General features: G+C 69.2%; 21 protein-coding genes. 11 read left to right on the top strand and 10 right to left on the bottom strand.

All coding sequences use genetic code 11. The features are described 5' to 3' along the window. The first annotated feature begins 16 nt into the window (after positions 1 to 16). Genes RF637_RS07920 through RF637_RS07930 form a run of 3 tightly spaced genes read left to right on the top strand, consistent with a single transcriptional unit; the run spans position 17 to position 1,853 of the window. Positions 17 to 781 carry a DUF3710 domain-containing protein gene (locus RF637_RS07920; protein ID WP_368844536.1) on the top strand — a complete coding sequence of 255 codons (765 nt, stop codon included), beginning with the start codon at positions 17 to 19 and terminating at the stop codon, positions 779 to 781. Positions 782 to 786: 5 nt separating this feature from the next. After that, complete coding sequence (locus tag RF637_RS07925; protein WP_064846772.1) at positions 787 to 1,149, top strand: hypothetical protein; 363 nt, start codon at positions 787 to 789, stop codon at positions 1,147 to 1,149. Next, positions 1,146 to 1,853 carry a DUF3159 domain-containing protein gene (locus tag RF637_RS07930; RefSeq protein WP_368844537.1) on the top strand — a complete coding sequence of 236 codons (708 nt, stop codon included), beginning with the start codon at positions 1,146 to 1,148 and terminating at the stop codon, positions 1,851 to 1,853. Before RF637_RS07925 ends, RF637_RS07930 begins: the two co-directional genes overlap by 4 nt. Here the strand turns inward: RF637_RS07930 and RF637_RS07935 are convergent. Then, the gene (locus tag RF637_RS07935) at positions 1,771 to 2,517 is read right to left on the bottom strand and encodes a TrkA family potassium uptake protein (protein ID WP_368844538.1); all 747 of its coding nucleotides are present in this window, start codon (positions 2,515 to 2,517) and stop codon (positions 1,771 to 1,773) included. The two genes, RF637_RS07930 and RF637_RS07935, sit on opposite strands and share 83 nt — an antisense overlap. Further along, positions 2,517 to 3,236, bottom strand: a complete 720-nt coding sequence (locus RF637_RS07940) for a TrkA family potassium uptake protein (RefSeq protein ID WP_064846787.1) — start codon at positions 3,234 to 3,236, stop codon at positions 2,517 to 2,519. The genes RF637_RS07935 and RF637_RS07940 overlap by 1 nt, the downstream gene beginning before the upstream one ends. 63 nt (positions 3,237 to 3,299) lie before the next feature. On the opposite strand from RF637_RS07940, the gene RF637_RS07945 reads away from it, so the two are divergent. From RF637_RS07945 to dxs, 4 genes are all read left to right on the top strand, one after another. Then, on the top strand, positions 3,300 to 5,273 hold the full coding sequence (locus RF637_RS07945; RefSeq protein ID WP_368844539.1) for an APC family permease: 1,974 nt from the start codon (positions 3,300 to 3,302) through the stop codon (positions 5,271 to 5,273). Beyond that, positions 5,270 to 6,700, top strand: coding sequence for a class I SAM-dependent RNA methyltransferase (locus tag RF637_RS07950; protein ID WP_368844540.1), 1,431 nt, complete (start codon positions 5,270 to 5,272; stop codon positions 6,698 to 6,700). Before RF637_RS07945 ends, RF637_RS07950 begins: the two co-directional genes overlap by 4 nt. A 170-nt stretch (positions 6,701 to 6,870) precedes the next feature. Beyond that, entirely contained in the window at positions 6,871 to 9,678 is a 2,808-nt protein-coding gene (acnA, locus tag RF637_RS07955; RefSeq protein ID WP_064846777.1) for an aconitate hydratase AcnA, read from the top strand. Between the two features lie 227 nt (positions 9,679 to 9,905). Beyond that, the gene (gene dxs, locus RF637_RS07960) at positions 9,906 to 11,921 is read left to right on the top strand and encodes a 1-deoxy-D-xylulose-5-phosphate synthase (protein WP_368844541.1); all 2,016 of its coding nucleotides are present in this window, start codon (positions 9,906 to 9,908) and stop codon (positions 11,919 to 11,921) included. 99 nt (positions 11,922 to 12,020) lie between these two features. Here dxs and RF637_RS07965 read toward each other — a convergent pair whose 3' ends face one another. After that, positions 12,021 to 12,500 carry a Rieske (2Fe-2S) protein gene (locus RF637_RS07965; protein WP_144931812.1) on the bottom strand — a complete coding sequence of 160 codons (480 nt, stop codon included), beginning with the start codon at positions 12,498 to 12,500 and terminating at the stop codon, positions 12,021 to 12,023. A 147-nt stretch (positions 12,501 to 12,647) separates the two neighbouring features. On the opposite strand from RF637_RS07965, the gene RF637_RS07970 reads away from it, so the two are divergent. Then, complete coding sequence (locus RF637_RS07970; RefSeq protein WP_064846779.1) at positions 12,648 to 13,118, top strand: hypothetical protein; 471 nt, start codon at positions 12,648 to 12,650, stop codon at positions 13,116 to 13,118. A 129-nt stretch (positions 13,119 to 13,247) separates the two neighbouring features. Here RF637_RS07970 and RF637_RS07975 read toward each other — a convergent pair whose 3' ends face one another. From RF637_RS07975 to msrB, 3 genes are all read right to left on the bottom strand, one after another. Continuing rightward, positions 13,248 to 14,615 carry an HRDC domain-containing protein gene (locus RF637_RS07975; protein WP_260849363.1) on the bottom strand — a complete coding sequence of 456 codons (1,368 nt, stop codon included), beginning with the start codon at positions 14,613 to 14,615 and terminating at the stop codon, positions 13,248 to 13,250. A gap of 28 nt (positions 14,616 to 14,643) precedes the next feature. Then, entirely contained in the window at positions 14,644 to 15,261 is a 618-nt protein-coding gene (locus tag RF637_RS07980; protein WP_085105970.1) for a DUF3000 domain-containing protein, read from the bottom strand. Positions 15,262 to 15,362: 101 nt separating this feature from the next. Then, a complete protein-coding gene (gene msrB / locus RF637_RS07985; RefSeq protein WP_144931813.1) occupies positions 15,363 to 15,851 on the bottom strand; it encodes a peptide-methionine (R)-S-oxide reductase MsrB in 489 nt (162 codons plus the stop codon). A gap of 159 nt (positions 15,852 to 16,010) precedes the next feature. On the opposite strand from msrB, the gene RF637_RS07990 reads away from it, so the two are divergent. Next, positions 16,011 to 17,261: an alpha/beta hydrolase family protein gene (locus RF637_RS07990; RefSeq protein WP_368844542.1), complete on the top strand. Its 1,251-nt coding sequence runs from the start codon at positions 16,011 to 16,013 to the stop codon at positions 17,259 to 17,261. Here RF637_RS07990 and RF637_RS07995 read toward each other — a convergent pair. Further along, positions 17,227 to 17,676, bottom strand: a complete 450-nt coding sequence (locus RF637_RS07995; protein WP_085105972.1) for a SufE family protein — start codon at positions 17,674 to 17,676, stop codon at positions 17,227 to 17,229. The two genes, RF637_RS07990 and RF637_RS07995, sit on opposite strands and share 35 nt — an antisense overlap. Further along, positions 17,673 to 18,581, bottom strand: coding sequence for a sulfurtransferase (locus RF637_RS08000; protein WP_144931815.1), 909 nt, complete (start codon positions 18,579 to 18,581; stop codon positions 17,673 to 17,675). The genes RF637_RS07995 and RF637_RS08000 overlap by 4 nt, the downstream gene beginning before the upstream one ends. 275 nt (positions 18,582 to 18,856) lie before the next feature. Between RF637_RS08000 and zapE the strand changes: the two genes are divergently transcribed. After that, positions 18,857 to 19,903: a cell division protein ZapE gene (zapE, locus tag RF637_RS08005; protein ID WP_144931816.1), complete on the top strand. Its 1,047-nt coding sequence runs from the start codon at positions 18,857 to 18,859 to the stop codon at positions 19,901 to 19,903. 157 nt (positions 19,904 to 20,060) lie between these two features. On the opposite strand, the gene RF637_RS08010 is transcribed toward zapE, so the two are convergent. Beyond that, entirely contained in the window at positions 20,061 to 20,243 is a 183-nt protein-coding gene (locus tag RF637_RS08010) for an antitoxin (RefSeq protein WP_144931817.1), read from the bottom strand. A gap of 373 nt (positions 20,244 to 20,616) precedes the next feature. Here RF637_RS08010 and nrdF point away from each other — a divergent pair, with 373 nt between their 5' ends. Further along, positions 20,617 to 21,597, top strand: a complete 981-nt coding sequence (gene nrdF / locus RF637_RS08015; RefSeq protein ID WP_085105975.1) for a class 1b ribonucleoside-diphosphate reductase subunit beta — start codon at positions 20,617 to 20,619, stop codon at positions 21,595 to 21,597. 578 nt (positions 21,598 to 22,175) lie between these two features. Here the strand turns inward: nrdF and RF637_RS08020 are convergent. Further along, a partial coding sequence (locus RF637_RS08020) for a hypothetical protein (RefSeq protein WP_368844543.1) occupies positions 22,176 to 22,456 on the bottom strand: 281 nt, incomplete at its 5' end.

Genomic DNA, 22,456 nt, shown 5'->3' on the forward strand with positions numbered 1-22,456 from the left:
ACTCTTGGAGCAACTGATGTTCGGACGTAAGAAGCGCAACCGCGAGGCCTCGGAGCAAACACCGACCGAGGCCACGACCGCGTCGGCTGCCACCGAGGCCGCCCCGGACCAGGACGCGCCGGATCCTCGCGCCAACGGCCCGTGGGACGAGAGCGAGATGCCGGGTGAGCGCGCCGAGTACCTGGATCTCGGGGCTCTGCTGCTGAAGCCGGTCGCGCGCGTGGACGTGCGCGTCGAGCTGGATCCGCGGGACCGGGTGCCGCGGGCCGTGAACATGGACTTCGGGGGCGGTTCCGTCCAGGTGCAGGTCTTCACGGCCCCCAAGTCCTCCGGGTTGTGGGAGGAGGTGCGCGCCGAACTCGTGGCCGGGTTGCGGCGGGACGGGGGCAACCCCACGGTCTCCGACGGTCCCCTGGGCATGCAGGTCAACGCGCAGTTCGCGGGCGTCACGCCCTCCGGCGAGAACGGATTCCGGCTCGCACGATTCGTGGGCATCGACGGTCCGCGCTGGTTCCTGCGCTGCGTCTACACAGGCGACGCCGCGCTGCCCGGGCCCACCGCGGAGGTGCTCGATGACGCCGTGCGCGGGCTCGTCGTCGTCCGCGGCCAGGACCCGCACCCGCCGCGCGACCTGCTCGCGCTCACGGTCCCCGAGGACGCCGAGGTGCACCCCGCGGGCGCGCGGACCGATGCGGACGAGGACGCGGGTCGGACCCCGGCGGAGCCAGGCGCCGCGGTGCAGGAGCCGCGGCGCGGCCCCGAGATTACCGAGATCGGCTGACCCGGGTGGTCAACAACCCGCTCACGGGCGCGATCGACGTCGTCGCCGAACCCGAGGCCCACGCGGAGGACCTGACCCCGGAGCATAGGGCGCGGCAGCGGCGCCGTGCGGTCGTGGAGGGCGTGGTCGTGGAGGTCACGATCGCGCCCGTGACCGCGCCGCCGTACTACCGGGCGCTGCTGCGCGTGACGAACCCAGCGGCGCAGCCGTGCACGCTCGAACTGTTGTGGCACGGTCAGCACGTGGTCCCGGGCGTCACCGCCGGCACCAAGCTGCGCTGCCTCGCCGTGGTGTGCTTCCCGGACGGGGTGGCCACCATGTATAATCCGCGCTACGAGATCATCACCCCCAAGAAGGCCGTGCGATGACGTCCCCGCCGGACCCGACGGAACCCGCACCGCAGAGCGCGGGCGACCGCATGGGCCGCGCCGCCGAGGATTTCGCCCGGCGCTCGGGCCTGCGCCGGGACGCCAACGGCCAACTGGACGTGCTCAGCGCCGTGGGCGGCTGGCGCGGCGTGATCGAATCCATCCTCCCGGGACTCGTGTACCTCGCGTGTGTGGTGCTCACGGGGGAGTTGGTCCCGGCGTTGTTGGCGTCACTGGGCACGGCCGCCGTGTTCACCGTGCTCCGGCTGGCGCAGCGCCAGGCCGTGACCCAGGCGATCGCCGGGCTCATGGGCGTGGGAGTGTGCACGCTGTTCGCCCGCGCGGGCGGGCAGGCGCTGGACTACTACGTGCCCGGGTTCATCACGAACGTCGTGGCGCTGGTCCTGTTGAGCATCTCGGCGGCTGTTGGGTGGCCGCTGCTGGGCGTCGTCTTCGGCTACGTGCGCGGTGAATCCGTGGACTGGCGCCGCGACCCGCTGCGGCGCGTGGCCTATCAGCGGGTCAACGGTCTGCTCATCGCGATGTTCGCGACCCGGTTGCTCGTGCAGGTCCCGCTGTACGTCGCGGAGAACGTCACGGCGCTCGGGATCGCGCGCTTGGTCATGGGGGCCCCGCTGTACGCCGCTGTGCTGTGGGTGGCATGGCTGTGGAGCCGCCCTCGCCGCGAGCAGCCTGCAGGTTGACGTCCCGGGCCGTGGTGAACATGGCCCGCAACTGGTCCTCACCCCCCGCCGTGGTGATGAAGAACAGCTCGTCCCCGCTCTCCAGGACGTCGTCGCCGGACGGTGCGATCGGCACGCCGTCGCGCAGGATCGCCACGAGCGCCACGTCCTGGGGCCACGGCACCTGGGTCACGGTGCTCGCGACCACGGGGTGTTCCCGGGGCACCGTGTAGGCGGAGAGCGTGGCCGAGCCGGTCTGGAAGCTCAGCAGGCGCACGACGTCGCCCACCTCCACGGCTTCCTCCACGAGCGCCGTCATCAACCGCGGGGTGGATACGGCCACGTCCACGCCCCACGCGTCGTCGAAGAGCCACTCGTTCTTGGGGTGGTTGACACGCCCCACGGTGCGGGGCACCCCGAACTCGCTGCGCGCGAGCAACGAGACGACCAGGTTGGCCTTGTCGTCACCGGTCGCGGCCACGACCACGTCCGCCTCCTCCGCGCGCGCCCGCTGCAGGACATGGAGATCGCACGCGTCCCCCACGACCCACTGCGCACCGCGCAGGTTGGAGCGTCCGATCACCTCCGCGGTGGCGTCCACCACGACCACGTCGTGGCCGTGCGACAACAGTTCCCGAGCGATCGAGGATCCCACGGACCCTCCGCCTACGATCACCACGTGCATCAGTCACGCCCCCGCGTCCCGGGGGTCGCGGCGAGCGCCACGGCCTCCATGACCTCGTCCGACGGCGGTCGGGACAGCACCCGGGCCACGCGTTCCACGTCCTCCACGCGCATCATGGCGTGCACGATGTCCCCCTGCTGGTAGCTCGTGTCGCTCGCGGGCAGGATGCCCTCCCCGAACCGGGTCACGAACGCGACCCGCACACCGGCGGCCTCCTCGATCCGGTCCAGGTGCAGTCCGGACCACGCGTCGTCCAGGGGCAGTTCCCCGAGCTGCAGGCGGCCGGAGGCCTCCCGGAAGTCACCCGTGATGGCGTGTTCGGGCAGGATACGGCGCAGCACCTGGTCCGCGCTCCAGCGCACGGACGCGACCGTGGGAATGCCCATGCGCTGGTAGAACTCCGCGCGGGTGGGGTCGTAGATCCGGGCGACCACGTGCTTGACCTTGAAGGTCTCCCGCGCCACGCGCGCGGCGATGATGTTGGAATTGTCCCCCGAGGAGACCGCGGCGAACGCGTAGGCGTCCGCGATCCCCGCGCGTTGCAGCACCTCGCGGTCGAAACCGTGGCCCGTGACCTTTTTGCCGCTGAACGAGGGCCGCAGTTTGCGGAACGCCCGGTCGTCCTGGTCGATCACGGCAACCGTGTGCCCTGAGTCCTCGAGGGCGTGCGCGAGGGTGATCCCCACCCGGCCCACGCCCATGATCACGAAATGCGCCATGAGCCACAGCATAGGGCCCGCGGCACGGGACAAGGCCCGTCCGAGGGACTAGCGTGTTCCCACGTGTATGTGTCCCAAATGCTGCGCCGCGCGCTCGTGGGCAAACCGATCCACAACGAGCGCGCCGCGGGCACGGTGCTCTCCAAGGGCACCGCCCTGCCGGTGTTCGCGTCCGATGCCCTGTCCTCGGTCGCGTACGCCCCGGATGAGATCGTCCTGACGCTCGCCCTCGCGGGTTCCGCGGCGATCCTGCTGTCCCCGTGGGTGGGCCTAGCGGTCCTCGCCGTGCTCGCGGTGATCATCACCGCGTACCGGCAGAACGTGCGCGTGTACCCCTCGGGCGGGGCGGACTTCGAGATCGCGTCCAAGAACCTCGGCCGACCCGCCGGTGCCGCGGTGGGTGCTGCTCTGATGGTGGACTACACGCTCGTCGTGGCCGTGTCCATGGCCGCCGCCGCGCAGTACCTCGCCGCGGCCGTCCCGTGGCTCGTGGGCCACCAGACGGTCGTGGCCGTCGCGGGGATCGCGCTCGTGGGCTTGCTCAACTTGCGCGGACTCAAATTCATGGGTCGCGCGTCCTCGGTGCCCACGTACGCGTTCGTGGGGGTCGTGCTGATCCTCGTGCTCGTGGGCTTCGTCCAGGACGTCAGGGGAACACTGCAGCGCGCGCCGTCGGCGGGTTACGACGTCGTCCCGGCCGCAGGCATGGACGGCGGGCTCATGGGCCTGGCCGGGGCCATGCTCGTGCTGCGCGCGTTCTCCTCGGGTGCTGTGGCCCTGACGGGCGTGGAGACCATCACGCACTCCGTGCCGTTCTTCCGCAAGCCCAAGGCCCTCAACGCGGCGCGCACGCTCGCGGTGCTCGGAGCGCTGTCCGCGGTGTTGCTGCTCGGGGTGCTCTACCTGACCCGGCGCACGGGCGCGGTGGTCGTGATGGATCCCGCGCGGCAACTGTTGATCGACGGCCGCGCACCGGAGCCCGACTTCTACCAGGTGCCCATCCTGGGCCAGATCGCGCAGGCCGTGGCGGGGGCGGATTCCGTGTGGTTCGTGATCCTCGTTCTCGTGACCGTGGGCGTGCTGTTCATGGCCGCGAACACGGCGTACTCGGGCTTCCCCGTGCTGGCCTCACGCCTCGCGTCCACCGCATTGCTGCCCCGGCAGTTGCAGAGCCGGGGGGACCGCTTCGCGTTCACGAACGGCATCATCCTGTTGTCCGTGGTCGCTGCCGTCTTCACGATCGTGTTCGGCGCGAACGTCAACGGGCTCATCCAGCTCTACGTGGTGGGGGCGTTCTTCGCGTTCACGCTGACCCAGGCGGGCATGGTGCGGCACTGGGCCAGGGTGCGCCGCACGAACACGTCGCAGAGTCCGCACCGCCGGATCGCCGGGCGCTGGGCCGTGGCGGTGATCGCCCTGATCGCGTGCGCGGCGGTGTTCGTGGTGGTACTCGTGACCAAGTTCGCCCAGGGCGCGTGGCTCACGATCGTCGCGATCGCCCTGATCACCGTGTTGATGCGCGCCATCGGGCGCCACTACCGCTCGGTGGACACCGAACTCGAGGTGCACCAAAACTCGGGGGTGCGGGCCCTGCCGTCCCGCGTGCACTCGATCATCGTGGTCACCTCGGTGCGCAAGCCCGTGGTGCACGCCCTGACCTATGCGCGGGCCTCCCGTCCGTCCAGCCTCGAGGCCGTGGTGGTGGACACGGACCGCGCGCGCACCGAACAGATCGTGAAGCAGTGGGAGGCCCTGGAGATCCCCGTGCCCGTCACGGTCCTCGCCTCGCCCTACCGCGATACCGTGGGACCCGTCGTCGCCCACATCCGCGGCATCCGCCGCAAGTCCCCGCGGGACCTCGTGATTGTGTACCTGCCCGAGTACGTGGTGGGCCGCGGATGGGAACGCTTCCTGCACAACCAGGCCATCCGCCCGTTGCGGACGCGGCTGCACTACGAACGCGGAGTCATGATCGCCTCCGTACCCTGGCACCTCGAAGCGGTGCGCGAACTACGACTCACGGAGAACAACGAATGACCGAGTCCCCCGATCACCTCGAGCTGCGCCTGGGCGCCGTGGCCCACGGCGGCCACGTGGTGGCCCGCACGGACGAGGGGCGCGTGGTCTTCGTGCGCCACGGGCTGCCGGGGGAGCTGGTTCGGGTGCGGCTCACCGACCGGGACCCCGCGGCGTCGTTCTGGCGCGCTGACGTCACGGACGTGCTTGAACCCGTCCCCGGGCGCCGGGAGGTACACCCGTGGGAGCAGGCGGACGCGCTCGTCGCAGCGGGCGCGGACCGGTCACCGCTGGGCGGGGCCGAGTTCGGGCACGCGGATCTGACGACCCAGCGCGAACTCAAACGCCACGTGATTGCCGAGCAACTGGGCCACCTGGCCGACCACGACTGGGACGGCGAGGTGCAGCCCGTCGCGGGGGAGAGCCCCGACGGCACCGGGTGGCGCACCCGGTTGCACCTGGACGTGGCCCCCGACGGCACACCCGGGATGTACCCCCACCGCAGCACCGAGCTCGGTCCCGTCACAGACATGCCCCTGGCCACGGACGCGATCCGCGCCCTGGCCCCGTGGTCGCTGGAGTACCCCGGTGCGGACCGCGTGGACGTCGCCGCGCCGGCAGGGGGAGCGGCACCGCTGCTGCACGTGGGGCTGCGCCCGGATGCCGCGCCGGAGCAGGTCACCGCCCTGCGGGATCGGTTGAGCGCATGGGCGGGGGACCGCGGGGTGAGCGTCACCGCGCGCTCGCCGCACGAGCGGGACACCCAGTTGTGGGCGGGCACCGACCACGTCCAGGAGACCCTCGAGTTGCCCGGCGCTACCGATCCCGAGCCGCTGCGTTGGCGCGTAAGTCCCACGGGCTTCTGGCAGATCCATCGCGGCGCTCCCGGGACCCTCGCCCGCGCGGTACTGGACGGCGCCGGTCTGCGCCCCGGGGACAGCGTGTGGGACCTGTACAGCGGCGCCGGCCTGTTCACCGCGGTGGCCGCGCGCGCCGTGGGCCCCACGGGGTGCGTCTTCGCGGTCGAGGGCTCGCCCGTGACCTCCGCCGACGCCGCCCACAACCTCGCCCGCGCCCCGCACGTCACGAGCGTGCGCGGGGACGTGGCGCGCGTGCTCACTGGACCGGGCGGGCGGGGTGGGCACCGGGGCCGGGGTGCCGCAGCGGCGTCGTCCCGGCGGGGTCGTGGTTCCACACCGCGGCCACCGCGCCCGGACGTCGTCGTCCTGGACCCGCCGCGCGCCGGTGCGGCCAAGGAGGTCCTGGCCGCGGTGGACCGTGCCGCACCGCGCACGATCGTGTACGTCGCGTGCGATCCCGCCGCGCTCGGCCGGGACCTGGGGCGGTTGCGGCGCCGGGGCTGGCGGATCGAGGGCGTCGAGGCATTCGATCTGTACCCGAACACGCACCACGTGGAAGCCGTCGCGGTGCTCAACTGCGAGGGCTGAACCGGGCGGCCGAACGACGGCCCACGTCATCGTGACGCGGACGCCCGGGAATCCCCGGAGTGACGGAGCGCACGGGCTACACTGACAGGGACTGTTCCACGCGCGGGGGACACCTGTAGTGTGCCGCGCGCGCCGAACGCAACCGACGGTGGCGAGAGGAGTTCCACACCATGACTGTGGACAGCTTTGGAGCCAAGGACGTTCTCAACGTCAAGGGCACCGACTACGAAATTTTCCGACTGGACGCCGTGGAGGGAGCCCAGAAGCTCCCTTACAGCTTGAAGGTCCTGCTCGAGAACCTGCTGCGCACCGAGGACGGTGCCAACGTGACGAGCAAGCACATTGAAGCCCTGGGCAACTGGGACCCCGAGGCCCAGCCCGACACGGAGATCCAGTTCACCCCTGGTCGCGTGATCATGCAGGACTTCACCGGCGTTCCCTGCATCGTGGACCTGGCCACCATGCGTGAGGCCGTGGCGGATCTCGGCGGCGACCCCTCCCGCGTGAACCCGCTCGCCCCGGCCGAGCTGGTCATCGACCACTCCGTGCAGATCGACGCGTTCGGTTCCGCGGACGCGATCGAGCGCAACATGGACATCGAGTACCAGCGCAACGGCGAGCGCTACCAGTTCCTGCGCTGGGGCCAGACCGCGTTCGATGACTTCAAGGTGGTCCCGCCCGGGATGGGCATCGTCCACCAGGTCAACATCGAGAACCTGGCCCGCGTGGTCATGACCCGCGAGGTTGACGGCACGCTGCGCGCCTACCCGGACACCTGTGTGGGCACCGACTCCCACACCACCATGGAGAACGGCATCGGCGTGCTCGGTTGGGGTGTGGGTGGCATCGAGGCCGAGGCCGCGATGCTCGGTCAGCCCATCTCCATGCTGATCCCGCGCGTGGTGGGTTTCAAGCTCACCGGCGAGATCCCCTCCGGCGCGACCGCCACGGACGTGGTGCTGACCATCACGGAGATGCTGCGTGAGCACGGTGTCGTGGGTAAGTTCGTGGAGTTCTACGGTGAGGGCGTGGCAGCGGTGCCGCTGGCCAACCGCGCCACGATCGGCAACATGTCCCCGGAGTTCGGTTCCACCGCGGCGATCTTCCCGATCGACCAGGTGACCCTGGACTACCTGGCGCTCACGGGCCGCTCCGAGGAGCAGATCGCCCTGATCGAGGCGTACACCAAGGAACAGGGCATGTGGCACGACCCCGAGCACGAGGTCGCCTACTCCGAGTACCTCGAGTTGGACCTGTCCACCGTGGTCCCCTCGATCTCCGGGCCCAAGCGTCCCCAGGACCGCATCGAGCTGACCCGCTCCAAGGAACAGTTCCGCGACGACCTCGTGAACTACGTGGCCGAGGACAAGTCCGTGGACGTGGACCCGGACGTCGTCGAGTCCTTCCCGGCCTCCGACGCCCCCTCCCACGACGCGACCGATGAGCAGGACCCCCAGGACGCGCCGCGCGAGAGCTCCGCGGACGACATGAAGGAGCGCCCCGAGCACCGAGTGGAGGTCTCCATGGAGGACGGCCGTCACTTCGAGCTGGACCACGGTGCCGTGTCGATCGCCTCGATCACGTCCTGCACCAACACGTCCAACCCCTCGGTGATGATGGCCGCGGCCGTGCTCGCGCGCAACGCCACGGAGAAGGGCCTCAAGGCCAAGCCGTGGGTCAAGACCTCGATCGCCCCGGGTTCGCGCGTGGTCACCGAGTACTACGAGAAGTCCGGTCTGGTCCCGGCGCTCGAGGAGCTCGGCTTCTACATCGTGGGTTACGGCTGCACCACGTGCATCGGCAACTCCGGTCCTCTGGAGCCCGAGATCTCCCAGGCCGTGCAGGAAAACGACCTCGCCGTGACCTCGGTGCTCTCCGGTAACCGCAACTTCGAGGGCCGAATCAACCCGGACGTGAAGATGAACTACCTCGCGTCCCCGCCGCTGGTCATCGCGTACGCGCTGGCCGGGACCATGGACTTTGACTTCGAGAACGAGCCTTTGGGCCAGGACTCGAACGGTCAGGACGTGTTCCTCAAGGACATCTGGCCGGACCCCACCGAGGTCCAGAAGATCATCGATGCCTCGATCGACACCGATATGTTCGACCGCGAGTACGGCACCATCTTCGACGGTGACGAGCGCTGGCAGAACCTGGACACCCCCACGGGTGACGTGTTCGAGTGGGACCCCGAGTCCACCTACGTGCGCAAGCCACCGTACTTCGAGGGCATGACCATGGAGACCACTCCGGTGGAGGACATCGAGGGTGCGCGCGTGCTGCTCAAGCTGGGCGATTCCGTGACCACGGACCACATCTCCCCGGCCGGTTCGTTCAAGAGCGACACGCCCGCGGGCAAGTACCTCACGGAGCACGGCGTGCAGCGCAAGGACTTCAACTCCTACGGTTCCCGCCGTGGTAACCACGAGGTCATGATCCGCGGTACGTTCGCGAACATCCGCATCAAGAACCAGTTGCTTGACGGCGTGGAGGGCGGTTTCACCCGCGACTTCACTCAGGAGGGTGGCCCGCAGGCCGCCGTGTACGACGCCGCGATGAACTACCAGGAGGCCGGTGTTCCCCTGGTGGTGCTGGGCGGCAAGGAGTACGGCTCCGGTTCCTCGCGTGACTGGGCGGCCAAGGGCACGTCCCTGCTGGGTGTGCGCGCGGTCATCGCGCAGTCCTACGAGCGCATCCACCGTTCCAACCTGATCGGCATGGGCGTGCTGCCCCTGCAGTTCCCCGAGGGCGAGTCCGCGGACTCCCTGGGGTTGGACGGCACCGAGACGTTCTCGATCGAAGGGGTCACCGCGCTCAACGACGGCCAGACCCCCAAGACCCTGAAGGTCACGGCCACCAAGGAAGACGGTTCCACCGTGGAGTTCGACGCCGTGCTGCGCATCGACACCCCGGGTGAGGCCGACTACTACCGCAACGGCGGCATCCTGCAGTACGTGCTGCGTCAGATCGCCAAGTAATAGGTCCTCGGATCGTACCGTCGGCCGGTGATCCCCTCTCGGGGGGGGCACCGGCCGACGGCGTTGCGGGCGCCGATCGCCGTGGCCCAGGCCATGCGACGGGACGGGGCCCTGGCCAGGGCGAGTAAGATCGGACGGAGCATTCGGGCGCATCATGATCCCCCCGCCGGACGAGCACCCGTCCGGTGCGGGCCCGAAGAGGACGAGACATCCACGGAGAGCAGGCTATGACGCTTCTGGAGACCATCGAGGGACCCGAAGACCTACGGGGGCTGGACGCCGCGGCCATGGAGCAGTTGGCCGCCGAGATTCGTTCCTTCCTGATCACCCACGTCTCCGCGACCGGGGGTCACCTGGGGCCGAACCTGGGTGTCGTGGAGCTTACCCTCGCGGTGCACCGCGTGTTCGACTCGCCCCAGGACTCGATCGTCTTCGACACCGGGCACCAGTCCTACGTGCACAAGCTCGTCACGGGTCGCCAGGACTTCGACACCCTGCGCCAGGAGAGTGGCCTCGCGGGCTACCCGTCCCGCGCGGAGTCCGAACACGACATCGTGGAGTCCTCCCACGCGTCGTCGTCCCTGTCCTGGGCGGACGGGATCTCGCGCGGTTACGCGCTCACGGGCCAGGACGACCGGCACACCGTCGCGGTGATCGGGGACGGGGCCCTGACCGGTGGCATGGCGTGGGAGGCCGTGAACAACATCGCCTCGGACCGGGACCGCAAAGTCGTGATCGTGGTCAACGACAACGGCCGCTCCTATGCGCCCACCGTGGGCGGGTTCGCGAACCACCTGCGCGAGCTGCAGGCCAGCGTGCAGCAGGGCGTGGACGCCGTGCGCACGGACCGCCGCTACGAGCAGACCCTCGCGAAGGCTAAGCGCCTGCTGACGTCCTCGGGCCACCTGGGCCAGGCCGTGTACCGCGGTCTGCACGGGATGAAGCAGGGTATCAAGGACGTGGTGGTCCAGCAGGGGATCTTCGAGGACCTCGGCATGAAGTACGTGGGTCCGGTGGACGGCCATGACCTCGCCGCGATGGAACAAGCGCTCACGAATGCCCGCAACTTCGGTGGCCCGGTCATCGTCCACGCCATCACCGAGAAGGGCCACGGCTACTTGCCCGCCCGCCTGGACGCGAACGACCAGTTCCACTCCGTGCCCGTGATCGACCCCACCACGGGCAAACCCACGAGCACCGCCTCGGCCCGCTCGTGGACGCACGTCTTCCGCGACGAGATCGCCGCGATCGCGGATGAGCGCGAGGACATCGTGGGCATCACCGGCGCCATGTTGATCCCCATGGGACTGCAGAAGATGCAGATGGCACACCCGCAGCGCGTCGTGGACGTGGGGATCGCCGAACAGCACGCGCTGACCATGGCCGCGGGCATGGCGTTCAGCGGGCTGCACCCGGTCGTGGGCCTGTACGCGACGTTCCTCAACCGCGGCTTCGACCAGCTGCTCATGGACGTGGCCCTGCATCACGCGGGCGTCACGGTCGTGCTGGACCGCGCGGGCGTCACCGGCCCGGACGGGCCGAGCCACCACGGGATGTGGGACCTCGCACTGTTGCAGATCGTGCCGGGGCTGCACCTCGCGGCCCCGCGGGACGAGGCCACCATGGTCGAGGAGCTGCGCGAGGCGGTTGCCGTCTCCGACGCACCCACCGTGGTGCGCTACCCCAAGGGCGCGGTGGGTGCGCCGCTGCCCGCCCTCGAGCGACTGAGCGGCGGGGTGGACGTCCTCGCCCGCAACGGCGAGGCCTCCGGCAAGGGCGTGGATCACCGCGACGTGCTGATCGTGGGCGTGGGCGCCATGTGCGTCACCGCGCTGGACGTCTCCGAACGCCTCGCCGCCCACGGTGTCTCCTCCACCGTGGTGGACCCCCGCTGGGTGCTGCCCGTGCCGCAGGCGGTCGTGGAGCAGGCAGCGACGCACCGGATCGTGGTGGTGATCGAGGACGGTGTGCGCGCCGGGGGCATCGGTTCGCTCATCCGCCAGGAGATGCGCGCCCAGGGCGTGGACACCGCGCTCAACGAGGTGGGGTTACCCACCGAGTTCCTCGAGCACGCGAGCCGCGAGCAGATCCTGCAGCACACGGGGTTGACCGCCCAGCGCATCGCCCAGGACACGCTCGCGTCCGTCCTGGGCACCAAGGTCCCGTACGCGCGCCCGGTGACCGAAGACGCCGCGCAGCTCACCGTGCCGCGCTCCGGGGAGCAACCGCGCGACGAACGCTGAACCACCAGCGCTGATCCACGAATGCGGATCCGGGGACGCTGCTCCACGGACCGTTTGCCGCCGGACGGCTGCGGTGCGTGGCGAACGGACCCGCGCGGTTCAGCCCACGATGACGCGCCCGTTGCGCACCGTGACCGGGTACTCAGTGAGTCCCCTGGGTGCGGGCCCGCCCTTGACCTCGCCCGTGGCCATGTCGAACGCCGAGCTGTGGCACGGGCACACGTACTGCCGGTTGGCGGGATTGACGATGCACCCCTCGTGCGGGCACACGGGAGAGAACGCGGTGAACGTGCCCTCGCTGGGCTGTCCCACCACGGCCTGCACACCACCGGAGTCCACCTTGACCCCCGACCCCACGGGGATGTCCGCGGCGGCGGCCACGTCCACGGGGGTGGCCGGCGCGGTGGGGGTGGCCGCGGCGTCGTCGTCAGATCCGCCGCCCGAACCGCACGCGCTCAACCCGACCGCGCCCACAGTGGCGATCCCGGCGGCACCCACGGCGCGTCGGCGCGTGAACAACGCGGGGGAGGGGGTCTTGGTCCGGGCGGCGGGGTCCTCGGGCAGGGGTGGGACGGTCATGGCGGTGCGATCCTTTCGACGCGGTGGCTTCAATCCTAGGACCGGTCACGGCGCGGCGTGGGGCGCGGGGGCGGGGTGTTTCCTCAGTACGATGGGACCAGGAGCGGACGGGTGGATCCCGGTCCGCGGTACAGGAAGGAAGGCACCATGATCAAACGTCTTGCATTCGTCGCCGGTTTCGGAATTGGCTTCGTGGTCGGCTCCGCGTCCGGTCGCAAGAGCTACGAGTCCCTGCGCGAGAGCGCGCTGAACACCTGGAACGACCCCAAGGTCCAGGCCAAGGTCTCCGAGGGTACGGACTGGGTCAAGTCCGAGGTCCCCGTGGTGGGCGAGAAGCTCGCCGAGGGCGCGCAGAAGGCCGCCGGCACCGTGGGCGCCAAGGCCTCCGAGGGCGCGGCCGCCGTCAAGGACAAGGCCGCCCAGGGTGCCGCGTCCGTTAAGGACAAGGCGCAGGGCGGTGCCGAGGCCGTGAAGCAGAAGGCCTCTCAGGGCGGTCAGGATTCCGGTACGCCCGCGAACCATTCGGGCGCCGAGCTGCCCGAGCCCGCCGTGACCGAGGACGAGGTGGACATGAAGCCCGCGCACCCGGGTCCGGACGCCAAGGACATGAAGAACTGATGCGACGGGCGGCACGGGTCATGTGACCGCGCCGCCGCGTGACAACGGCCGTGCACCTTCGTGGGTGCACGGCCACTGTCGTGTCGTGGCCGGAGCGGTCCGGTGCACGGCCGGTTCCGCGCCCTCGATCTACTCGTGCCCCTCAGTGGTCTTCTCCGCCCGACGCCGCGAGCGCAGTTCACGCCACGCGGCCCCGATCACGGGCGTCACGTGCTCGACCTGCCACGAGCGGGCGCCGAGCTCGCGCAGCCGGGCGGCCACGGCGTCGTCGGCGGTGGAACGCGGGGGCTGCCAGCAGAACCGGCGCAACAGTTCGGGCGTCAGGAGGTTCTCGGTGGGTAACTCCAGGTGCTCGGCGAGTTCCGCCACGGCGGGTTTGAGGACCTTGAGCCGCGCCGCTGCCTCCGGGCGCTTGGCATCCCAGCCCTTGACCGGCGGGAGGGCGTTGGAGGGGATCGTGGCGGGGACGGGCTCCTCGGTGTTGCGGGCGTCCTGGACCGCGGTGAGCCACCGGGTGGCCTCGCGCGAGGCCAGGCGACCGTGGAAGCCCGGGGTGGCCATGAGCTGCGGCACGGTGCGGGGCATCGCGTTGGCGGCCGCCACGATCGCCGAGTCCGGGAGCAACCGGGTGGGCGCGAGGTCCTTGTGCCGCGCGAGCGACTCCCGCGCCTGCCATAGATTGCGCACCGCGGTCAGCTTGCGCCGGCCACGGACGTTGCCCGCGCCGTGGGTGCGCCGCCACGGATCCTGGCGCGGTGCGGGCGGGGGCAGGGTGCGGATGTGGTCGAATTCTTCGAGCGCCCAGTCGAGCTTGCCCGCCTGGACCAGGCGATCCTCCGTGGCCCAGCGCAGCTGCACGAGCACTTCGACGTCCAGTGCGGCGTAGTTGAGCCAGTCCACGGGCAGCGGGCGCTGGGACCAGTCCACCGCCGAGTGCTCCTTGGACAGCGTGAATCCCAGCAGCTCCTCCGTCATGGAGGCGAGGCCCACCTTGCGCAGCCCGAGCAACCGACCGCCCAGTTCGGTGTCGAAGAGCCGGTCCGGGTGCATGTCCAGTTCGGCGAGGCAAGGCATGTCCTGCGTGGCCGCATGCAGCACCCACTCGACGTCGCGCAGGGCCTCGTTCACGACCGCCAGGGACCCCACGGCCTCGGGATCGATCAGGATCGTGCCCGCGCCCTCGCGGCGCAACTGCACGAGGAACGCGCGCTGCCCGTAGCGGAACCCCGAGGCGCGTTCGGTGTCGATCGCCACGGGACCCGTGGCCGCGGCCAGTTGCTCCGCGGCGCGCGTGAGGCCGCGGGCGGTGTCCACCACGCGGGGGAGCCCCTCTGCGGGGCCGGTGAGATGCACGGTCGCGGGAATGTGCAGATGCTCGAATCCGGGGACCACGATCTCGGGTGGCTCCGGAGCTCGAGGGGGCCTGGGGTCCTTGGCGTTGCTGTTGATGGGATGTTCCTCGGAGGGTGGATCGGCGGCGGTGCGGGTGATCCGCACCGCCGGACGGGACGGATGACGGGGCCGGTTACAGGTAGGTGACGCCCTCGTGATGGGGTGGCAGACCGGCGGCGGTGCACAACACCTGGGCCCACGCACCCAGGTGGGTCAGGGCCCAGTGCGGCGGGCCGATGTGGGGCACCGGGGTCCAGGACGCCCGCACCTCCACCTGGGCGGAGTCTGCATGTTCGGTCAGGCTGCCGAAGTGGCGCTCCACCGTGCGGGAGGCCGTACCGCCCTCGGCGGTGAACTGCGCACCGTGCTGGGTGAGCGTGTCCGTGAGCCAGGACCAGCCGACGTCGGTCAGCAGGTCGTCCCGGCCCATGGCGGTGTCCGTGCGAGACCGGAACCAGCTCACGATCCGGAAGGGACCTTCCCAGGGCTGCGGGCAGGACTCGTCGTACAACACCACGAAACGCCCGGCCGCCGGTGCGTCGTCCGCGGTGCGGGGCCGGTCGGGTGCGGTGTCGCGCCGATGGGGACCCCGGACGACTTCCGCGGCGAAGGAGATCGCGTGCGGAGCAAGTCCGTGCGGGGGGACGATACGGCGCAGTGCGATCTCCGGGCGGAAGCGGGCAGTCTCCAGGGCTTGCACGACTGCGCGAAACACGTCCGGAGTGCTGTTCAGCTCGGTTACCGCTCCCACAAGGTCACAGTAACCACACCGTTATCCTTCACCGCGCGTTTGACCTCGTGTCGTTCGTGCGTATCGCCGTGCGTCGTTCTGGGGTGGGTCGGATCGACGCTTCAGTCCTGCGTCGCGGGAACCAGACGCAGGGACACCGAGTTCATGCAGTAGCGCAGATCCGTGGGAGTGTCGTACCCCTCGCCCTCGAACACGTGGCCCATGTGCGAGTCGCAGTTCGCGCAGCGCACCTCCACGCGCTTCATGCCCATGGTTGTGTCCTCGATGTAGCGCACCCGGTCCTCCGCGAGCGGCGCGAAGAAGGACGGCCACCCGCAGTGGGACGAAAACTTCGTGTCCGAGCGGAACAGCTCGGCCCCGCACGCGCGACACTCGTACACGCCCTGCGTGGTGGTGTCCACGTACTCGCCCGTGAAGGGGCGTTCGGTCCCGGCCTGGCGCAGTACCTGGTACTCGAGCGGGTTCAGTTGTTCACGCCACTGCGCGTCCGTGCGCGCCGCGGCGGCCTCCGGGCTCAGGTCTCCGCCGGTGCGGGCGCTCGTCTCGTGGTTCGGCTCCGTGGTCACGGGGCGCCTCCTTCTCGTCGTCATGTGACTTCCTCCCTGTCCAACCATGCGTTCGCGCCGGTTATGCCCGGACGACCTCGCGTAGCCGCCGTTCGACGCTCGCGCGCGCCGTGTATTCGGGGTGCCTGCGGTGACCGGCCCGCCATCCGGGTCCCCGTGATCGGCGCGTGCCAGAATGACGACATGACTACCCTGATCACCCCCGGGCAGGATTCGAACGCGCGCTCGTGGCGCCGCGGCGCGGTGGTGGGCGCCGCCGCGAGTATCGGAGCGGCGTCGGCGACGTTCGCGTTGTCGGGAGGTCTGGCGGCGCTCGTCGCGCGCCACGTGGTCACCCCGTCCACCCGGCCCGGCAACGTCCAGGTGCTCAAGCTCGAGAAGGACCCCAACTCGGGACAGGAACTGATCACGCTGCCCGCGAACCCGGACACCCGGGTCGCCGGGACGTACGCCCTACGGTTCGACGACGGTCGCGGCCTCGCGCGGATCGGCTTCATCGTGCGCCAGACCGGGGGCACCGTCACGCGGCTCGTGGAGCGCGTGTACCGCGGGGAACTCGCGGTGGGCAAGCGCGGGTGGTGGACCGGGACCGTGTACGCGCGACCGTCGGACGCCGGGTTGGCCTATGGCAAGATCCACGTGGAGACGCCGCTGGGGCCCGCGCCCGCGTGGGTCATCCCCGCGGACGGGGACACGGCCACCACACACCACACCGGCACGTGGGCGGTCATGGTGCACGGCCGCGGCGCCCAGCGCCCGGAATGCATCCGCGGGGCCAGGGTGGCCCACGAACTGGGGTTGCACTCCCTCATCCTGTCCTACCGCAACGACCAGGAGGCACCCTCCACCCCGGATCAGCGCTACGGGCTCGGGTTCACCGAATGGGAGGACATCCAGGCGGGGATCGGCTATGCGCTGGACCACGGAGCGTCGGACATCGTGCTGTTCGGGTGGTCCATGGGCGGGGCCATCGTGTTGCGCACGACCGAACTGACCGAGTACCGCGACCGGATCCGAGCGCTGGTGCTCACGGGGCCGGTCGTGGACTGGTACGAGCTACTGGCTCACCAGACCCGGATCCACCGCATCCCGCGGCGCGTGGGTCGCATGGCGGCGGACCTGATCTCCCACCGCATGGGCCCGCGGATCACCGGGCTGGCCGCGCCCCTGGACCTGCATGCCCTGGACTGGCTCTCCCGCTGGGAGGACATCACTACGCCCACCCTGATCCTGCACTCCACGGACGACGAGGTGGTCCCGGTGGCCGGGTCCGTGGAACTTGCCAATCGCAGTCCCTACGTGGACTTCGTGGGGTTCTCCGGGGCCCGGCACACCAAGGAATGGAACATCGACCGCAAACGCTATGAGCGGGCCATCCGTGACTGGTTGCCCGCGGCGCTCACTCGCCGAGCCGGGCGTGGATCTGGCGTTTGATCCGACCGAGCATCGCGGACATCCCGCGCATGCGCAGCGGGGACACCAGCTTGGTCAGCCCGAAGCGTTCCGGCAGGTCGTCGGGTACGTCCAGCACCTGGGACGCCGGCAGGCCGTTGAGCCCCTCGTGCAGGATGGACGCGAAACCGCGCGTGGTGGGCGCTTCCGCCGGCGCGGAGAAGAACAGGGCGACCGGTGCGTCCGCACCGGACCCGTCCAGTTCCACGGTCAGGAACAACGGCGACTGACACTCGGTGACCTGCTCGAGTTCCTCCGGGTGCTCGCCGAGCCGCGCGGGCAGCGCGGGCAGCGAACGGGAGAACTCGAGCAGCAACTGCAGCTTGTCGGGTTCCGGGACCTCGTGGAACTCGGTCACCAGCTCCCGCAACTGTTCGGGCAGGTCCTGGGTGCTCACCGCGCGGCCCCGGGGGCCTCGCCGCGTTCCTCACCCTGCGCCACGGGCACGCGCACGGCGTTGCCCCACTCGGTCCAGGACCCGTCGTAGTTGCGCACGTTGTCGAAGCCCAGCAGGTGGGTCAGCACGAACCACGTGTGCGAGGAACGCTCGCCGATGCGGCAGTACGCGATCACGTCGTCGTCCTGCCCGAGCCCGACCTCGTCGCGGTAGATGGCGTCGAGGTCCTCGCGGGACTTGAACGTCCCGTCCTCGGCGGCGGCCCGGGCCCACGGCACGGACGCCGCGGTGGGGATGTGTCCGCCGCGCAGCGTGCCCTCCTGCGGGTAGTCGGGCATGTGGGTGCGCTCGCCCGTGTACTCCTGGGGGGAGCGCACGTCGATCAGGGGAGTGGTGCCCAGCGCGGCCAGCACGTCCTCGCGGTACGCGCGGATCACGGAGTCGTCCCGCTCCACCGCGGGGTACTCGGTGGGGGTCACGGGGGTCGCGTCCGTGGTCAGTTCGCGGCCCTCGGCGATCCACTTGTCGCGCCCGCCGTTCATCAGGCGCACGTCCCGGTGACCGAACAGCGTGAAGACCCACAGGGCGTAGGCGGCCCACCAGTTGGACTTGTCGCCGTAGATCACCACAGTGTCGTCGCGGGAGATCCCCTTGCGGGACATCACCTCGGCGAACTGCTCCCCGTTCACGTAGTCGCGGGTGTCCGGTTCGTTGAGGTCCGTGTGCCAGTCCACCTTGACGGCCCCGGGGATGTGCCCGGTCTCGTACAGCAGGACGTCCTCGTCCGATTCGACGATGACGACGCCGGGCGTGCCGACGTGATCGGCTACCCACTGCGTGGACACCAGACGTTCCGGGTGCGCGTACTGCGCGAACGCGTCGTTCTGCTCTGCTTCTACAGCCATGAGACTTCTCCTTGTCCTTGTGCTGTCGTGGGCGCTGCGCACGCACGTGCCGTGCGCGTCTCGTTCTCCAGCGTAGTGGTGCGCGCGCACCCGGCGCATGCCGGCCCGCGTGCGCCGTCATACGCGGTCGCCGTGTTCACCACGGGCTGACCGGTAGCATCGGGGGAGAATGGAACGCCCGGCGCGTCCCACGTACTGTCCGTTTACCGCAGGACCGGTCCCGGTGCGCGCCCGCCGCGGCGCGCGATCCGGAACCGGTCGGGAGGCCCTGTCACGTGAGCACTCAGATCGAACACCTCGTGGAGCGCGATCCACGCGTCTCGGCCGATGAACTGCTGGCCGGTTTCACCCCGTCCGAACGCTTCGGGGAGGTGTCGTTCGACACGTACCGCCCGGATCCGTCCCAGCCCTCGCAGGCACAGGCGGTCGAGAAGCTCAAGACCTTCGCGGCGGGCGCGTCCGGGGGCGGCGCCTCCGGTGGCGGGTTCTTCTCCAAACTCTTCGGCGGGCAGAAGAGTTCCGGCGCGGCGCAGGGGATCTACCTGGACGGCGGGTTCGGCGTGGGCAAGACCCACCTGCTCGCGTCCCTGTGGCACGCCGTGCCCGGGCCCAAGGCGTTCGGCACGTTCGTGGAGTACACCAACCTGGTGGGTGCGCTCACGTTCCGCCGCACCGTGGACGCCTTGAAGGAATACACCCTCGTGTGCATCGACGAGTTCGAGCTCGACGACCCCGGGGACACCGTGCTGATGTCCCGGCTCATGCGCGAACTCGCGGACGCGGGCGTCAAGCTCGCGGCCACGTCCAATACCTTGCCCGGTTCCCTGGGCGAAGGCCGGTTCGCGGCGCAGGACTTCCAGCGTGAGATCCAGGTGCTGTCCTCCCAGTTCGAGGTCGTGCGCATCGACGGCGAGGACTACCGTCACCGCGGACTGCCGAACGCGCCGTCGCCCCTGCCCGACGACGCCGCGCTCGACGCCGCCGTCGAACAGCACTTCGCGGGTCGGCGTGTGGCGATCGACGACTTCGACGCGCTCGTGGAACACCTTTCCCGCGTGCACCCCTCGCGCTACCGTGCGCTGATCGAGGGCCTGGACGCGATCGCGTGGCGCGGGGTGCGCACGATCGACCAGCAAGCGGTAGCGCTGCGGTTCGTGGTGCTCGCGGACCGGTTGTACGACCGGGACCTGCCCATCCTCTCCACGGGCGTGCCGTTCGACCGCGTCTTCACGGAGGAGATGATGGCCGGCGGCTACCAGAAGAAGCACTACCGAGCGGTCTCCCGACTCACGGCACTCGCCCGGGAGGCGGACGAGGCCTGAGACCCGCGAGAGCGGTGGCGACGCCGCGGCGTCCTCCCCGCGCGGGTGACCGGTCCGTGAGAGGAGCCCTTGAGCCCGTGGGGCGCACCCTCGAGCCGACGTGAGAACGGGGTCCCTTCCGATCGGAAGGGACCCCGTTCTCACGCGGCGGTGCAGATCACTCATTGCCGCTGAGCCGATCGCGCGCGGCGTCCTGGCCTTGATCGACCTGGCCCTCGAACTTGTGACCGGTCTTCTCGTCCACGGCGTCACCCGCCTTGTCGATGCCCTGGTCGACCTTGTCCTGGTGGTTTCCGGCGGCGTCCTTGGCCTTGTCCGCGAGTCCTCCGAGATCCGGCATGATCTGTGTCCTTCCGGTAGGTGAACCAGCCCGGTGTCGGGTCGGTACGTTCATCCTGCACGGCTTCCGTCACATACGGAAGGACCCCGACACGGGGTTCACCCTGAGGGAACATGACGCCATGGGTCCGGGGTGGAAGGAATCGGGCCCCGTTCGTTCCCGTCCGAAATCGGGCGGGCGGCATTGCGTCCGGTCCGTTCCCGACCGAAGCGCCGAGCCCGGTCCGTTCCCGCCTGAAGTGGAGTACCCTGGGAAGTCGTCCCGCGCGCCAGCCGACCCCGCGAGAACCGGTGTGCAGCGCTCGCCCGCCGAGCGCCGTCGGCGTCATCCAGCGGGGCGGGAACCCCCATCCACGAAGGAGCCAGTGCGCGCCATGACCACCGAGAAGGTCGAACTGCTCCGCCACCCGGCGGAGGCCATCAACTGGAATCGCGTCCAGGACGAGAAGGACACCGAAGTCTGGGACCGTCTGACGTCCAATTTCTGGCTCCCCGAGAAGGTCCCGCTGTCCAATGACGTCCAGTCGTGGAAGACGCTCACGGCGGAGGAGCAGGACCTCACCATGAAGGTGTTCACGGGCCTGACCCTGCTGGACACCATCCAGGGCACCGTGGGCGCGGTCTCCTTGATCCCGGACGCCAAGACCCTGCACGAGGAAGCCGTGTACACGAACATCGCGTTCATGGAATCCGTGCATGCGAAGTCCTACTCGTCCATCTTCTCCACGCTGTCGTCCATGAAGCAGATCGACGAGGCGTTCCGCTGGTCGCGCGAGAACGAGCACCTGCAGCGCAAGGCCGACATCGTGCTGACGTACTACAAGGGTGACGACCCGCTGAAAAAGAAGGTGGCCTCCACCTTGCTGGAGTCCTTCCTGTTCTACTCCGGGTTCTACCTGCCCATGTACTTCTCCTCGCACGCCAAGCTGACCAACACCGCGGACCTGATCCGGTTGATCATTCGCGACGAGGCCGTGCACGGGTATTACATCGGCTACAAGTACCAGCGTGGTCTGTTGCAGGAGACCCCGGAGCGTCAGGAGGAGCTCAAGGCGTACACGTACGAGCTGCTGGACGAGCTCTACGACAACGAGGTGGCCTACGCCGAGGCGCTCTACGACTCGGTCGGCTGGACCGAGGACGTCAAGAAGTTCCTGCACTACAACGCCAACAAGGCACTGAACAATCTGGGCTACGAGGCCCTGTTCCCGCGGGAAATGACGGACGTGTCCCCGGCCATCCTCTCCTCGCTGTCCCCGAACGCGGATGAGAACCACGACTTCTTCTCCGGTTCCGGCTCCTCCTACGTGATCGGCAAGGCCGTGAACACGGAGGATGAGGACTGGGACTTCTGAGTCACTGTGAGATCCCGACCTATCTGAGCAATGTGGCCCTATCTGAGCAGATCGGCCGTCCAATCTGAGCATTGCTCAGATGTCGGGATAGCGCGGTCAAGCTGACCCTCAGCCTTATCTGATTCCGGCGATTTAATGACCCGATCGCCGGGATCGGGTAGCTGACGGGCTGAACCCTGGTGTCGGTGGAGTCTAGGCAATTTTAAGAAGCATACTAATTTGAGCGCAACGCACGATGTGAGATCCCAACCTATCTGAGAAAAGTGGACCCACAAGAGCAGCTTAGCCGCCACATCTGAGCAATGCTCCGATGTCGTAGGATCACAATGCCCGCTGCGATCGGATATGGGCCATAACGGTTCAAACCCTACCCAAGCCCTGTTTGTCAGCCACCTTTCACTGATCCATCCCATTGGTCTACTCACAAAGCCCATAGACTGATACAGAACGTTATAGGGGCGGCGGAGTCACGTCAGTGACCCTGCCGCCCCTAATCTATGTAGCCGTATTTACCATCCATGGCTTCCCGCAATTCCTGGCCTGAAAGGGCATGAATCCATGTTCGGTATATTCCCCCATCATTGATGGATCGTATGGCCCACAAACAAGCCCCCCGCGCAGCTGTCCCTGAACCCAATCCAATGCTCCCACCAACCCCGACTGTCACGATCTACCAGAACCCCGACCATGTGAGTGGCATCCTCCAGCAGCTCTACCGACAGCCCCTGGTCACCGGCGACACCGTAGAAGGGGGAGACGTTCAACAAAGCACTACGGATCTGAAGGCTTGAAGCGCCCTGGGTCTGATGGAGACTCGCGCTATTTGATTCCGACCAGGTGTTCGCGGTCGGCTTGGACA

The sequence above is a fragment of the Kocuria sp. CPCC 204721 genome, assembly GCF_040980945.1.
Classification (GTDB): Bacteria; Actinomycetota; Actinomycetes; order Actinomycetales; family Micrococcaceae; genus Kocuria; species Kocuria marina.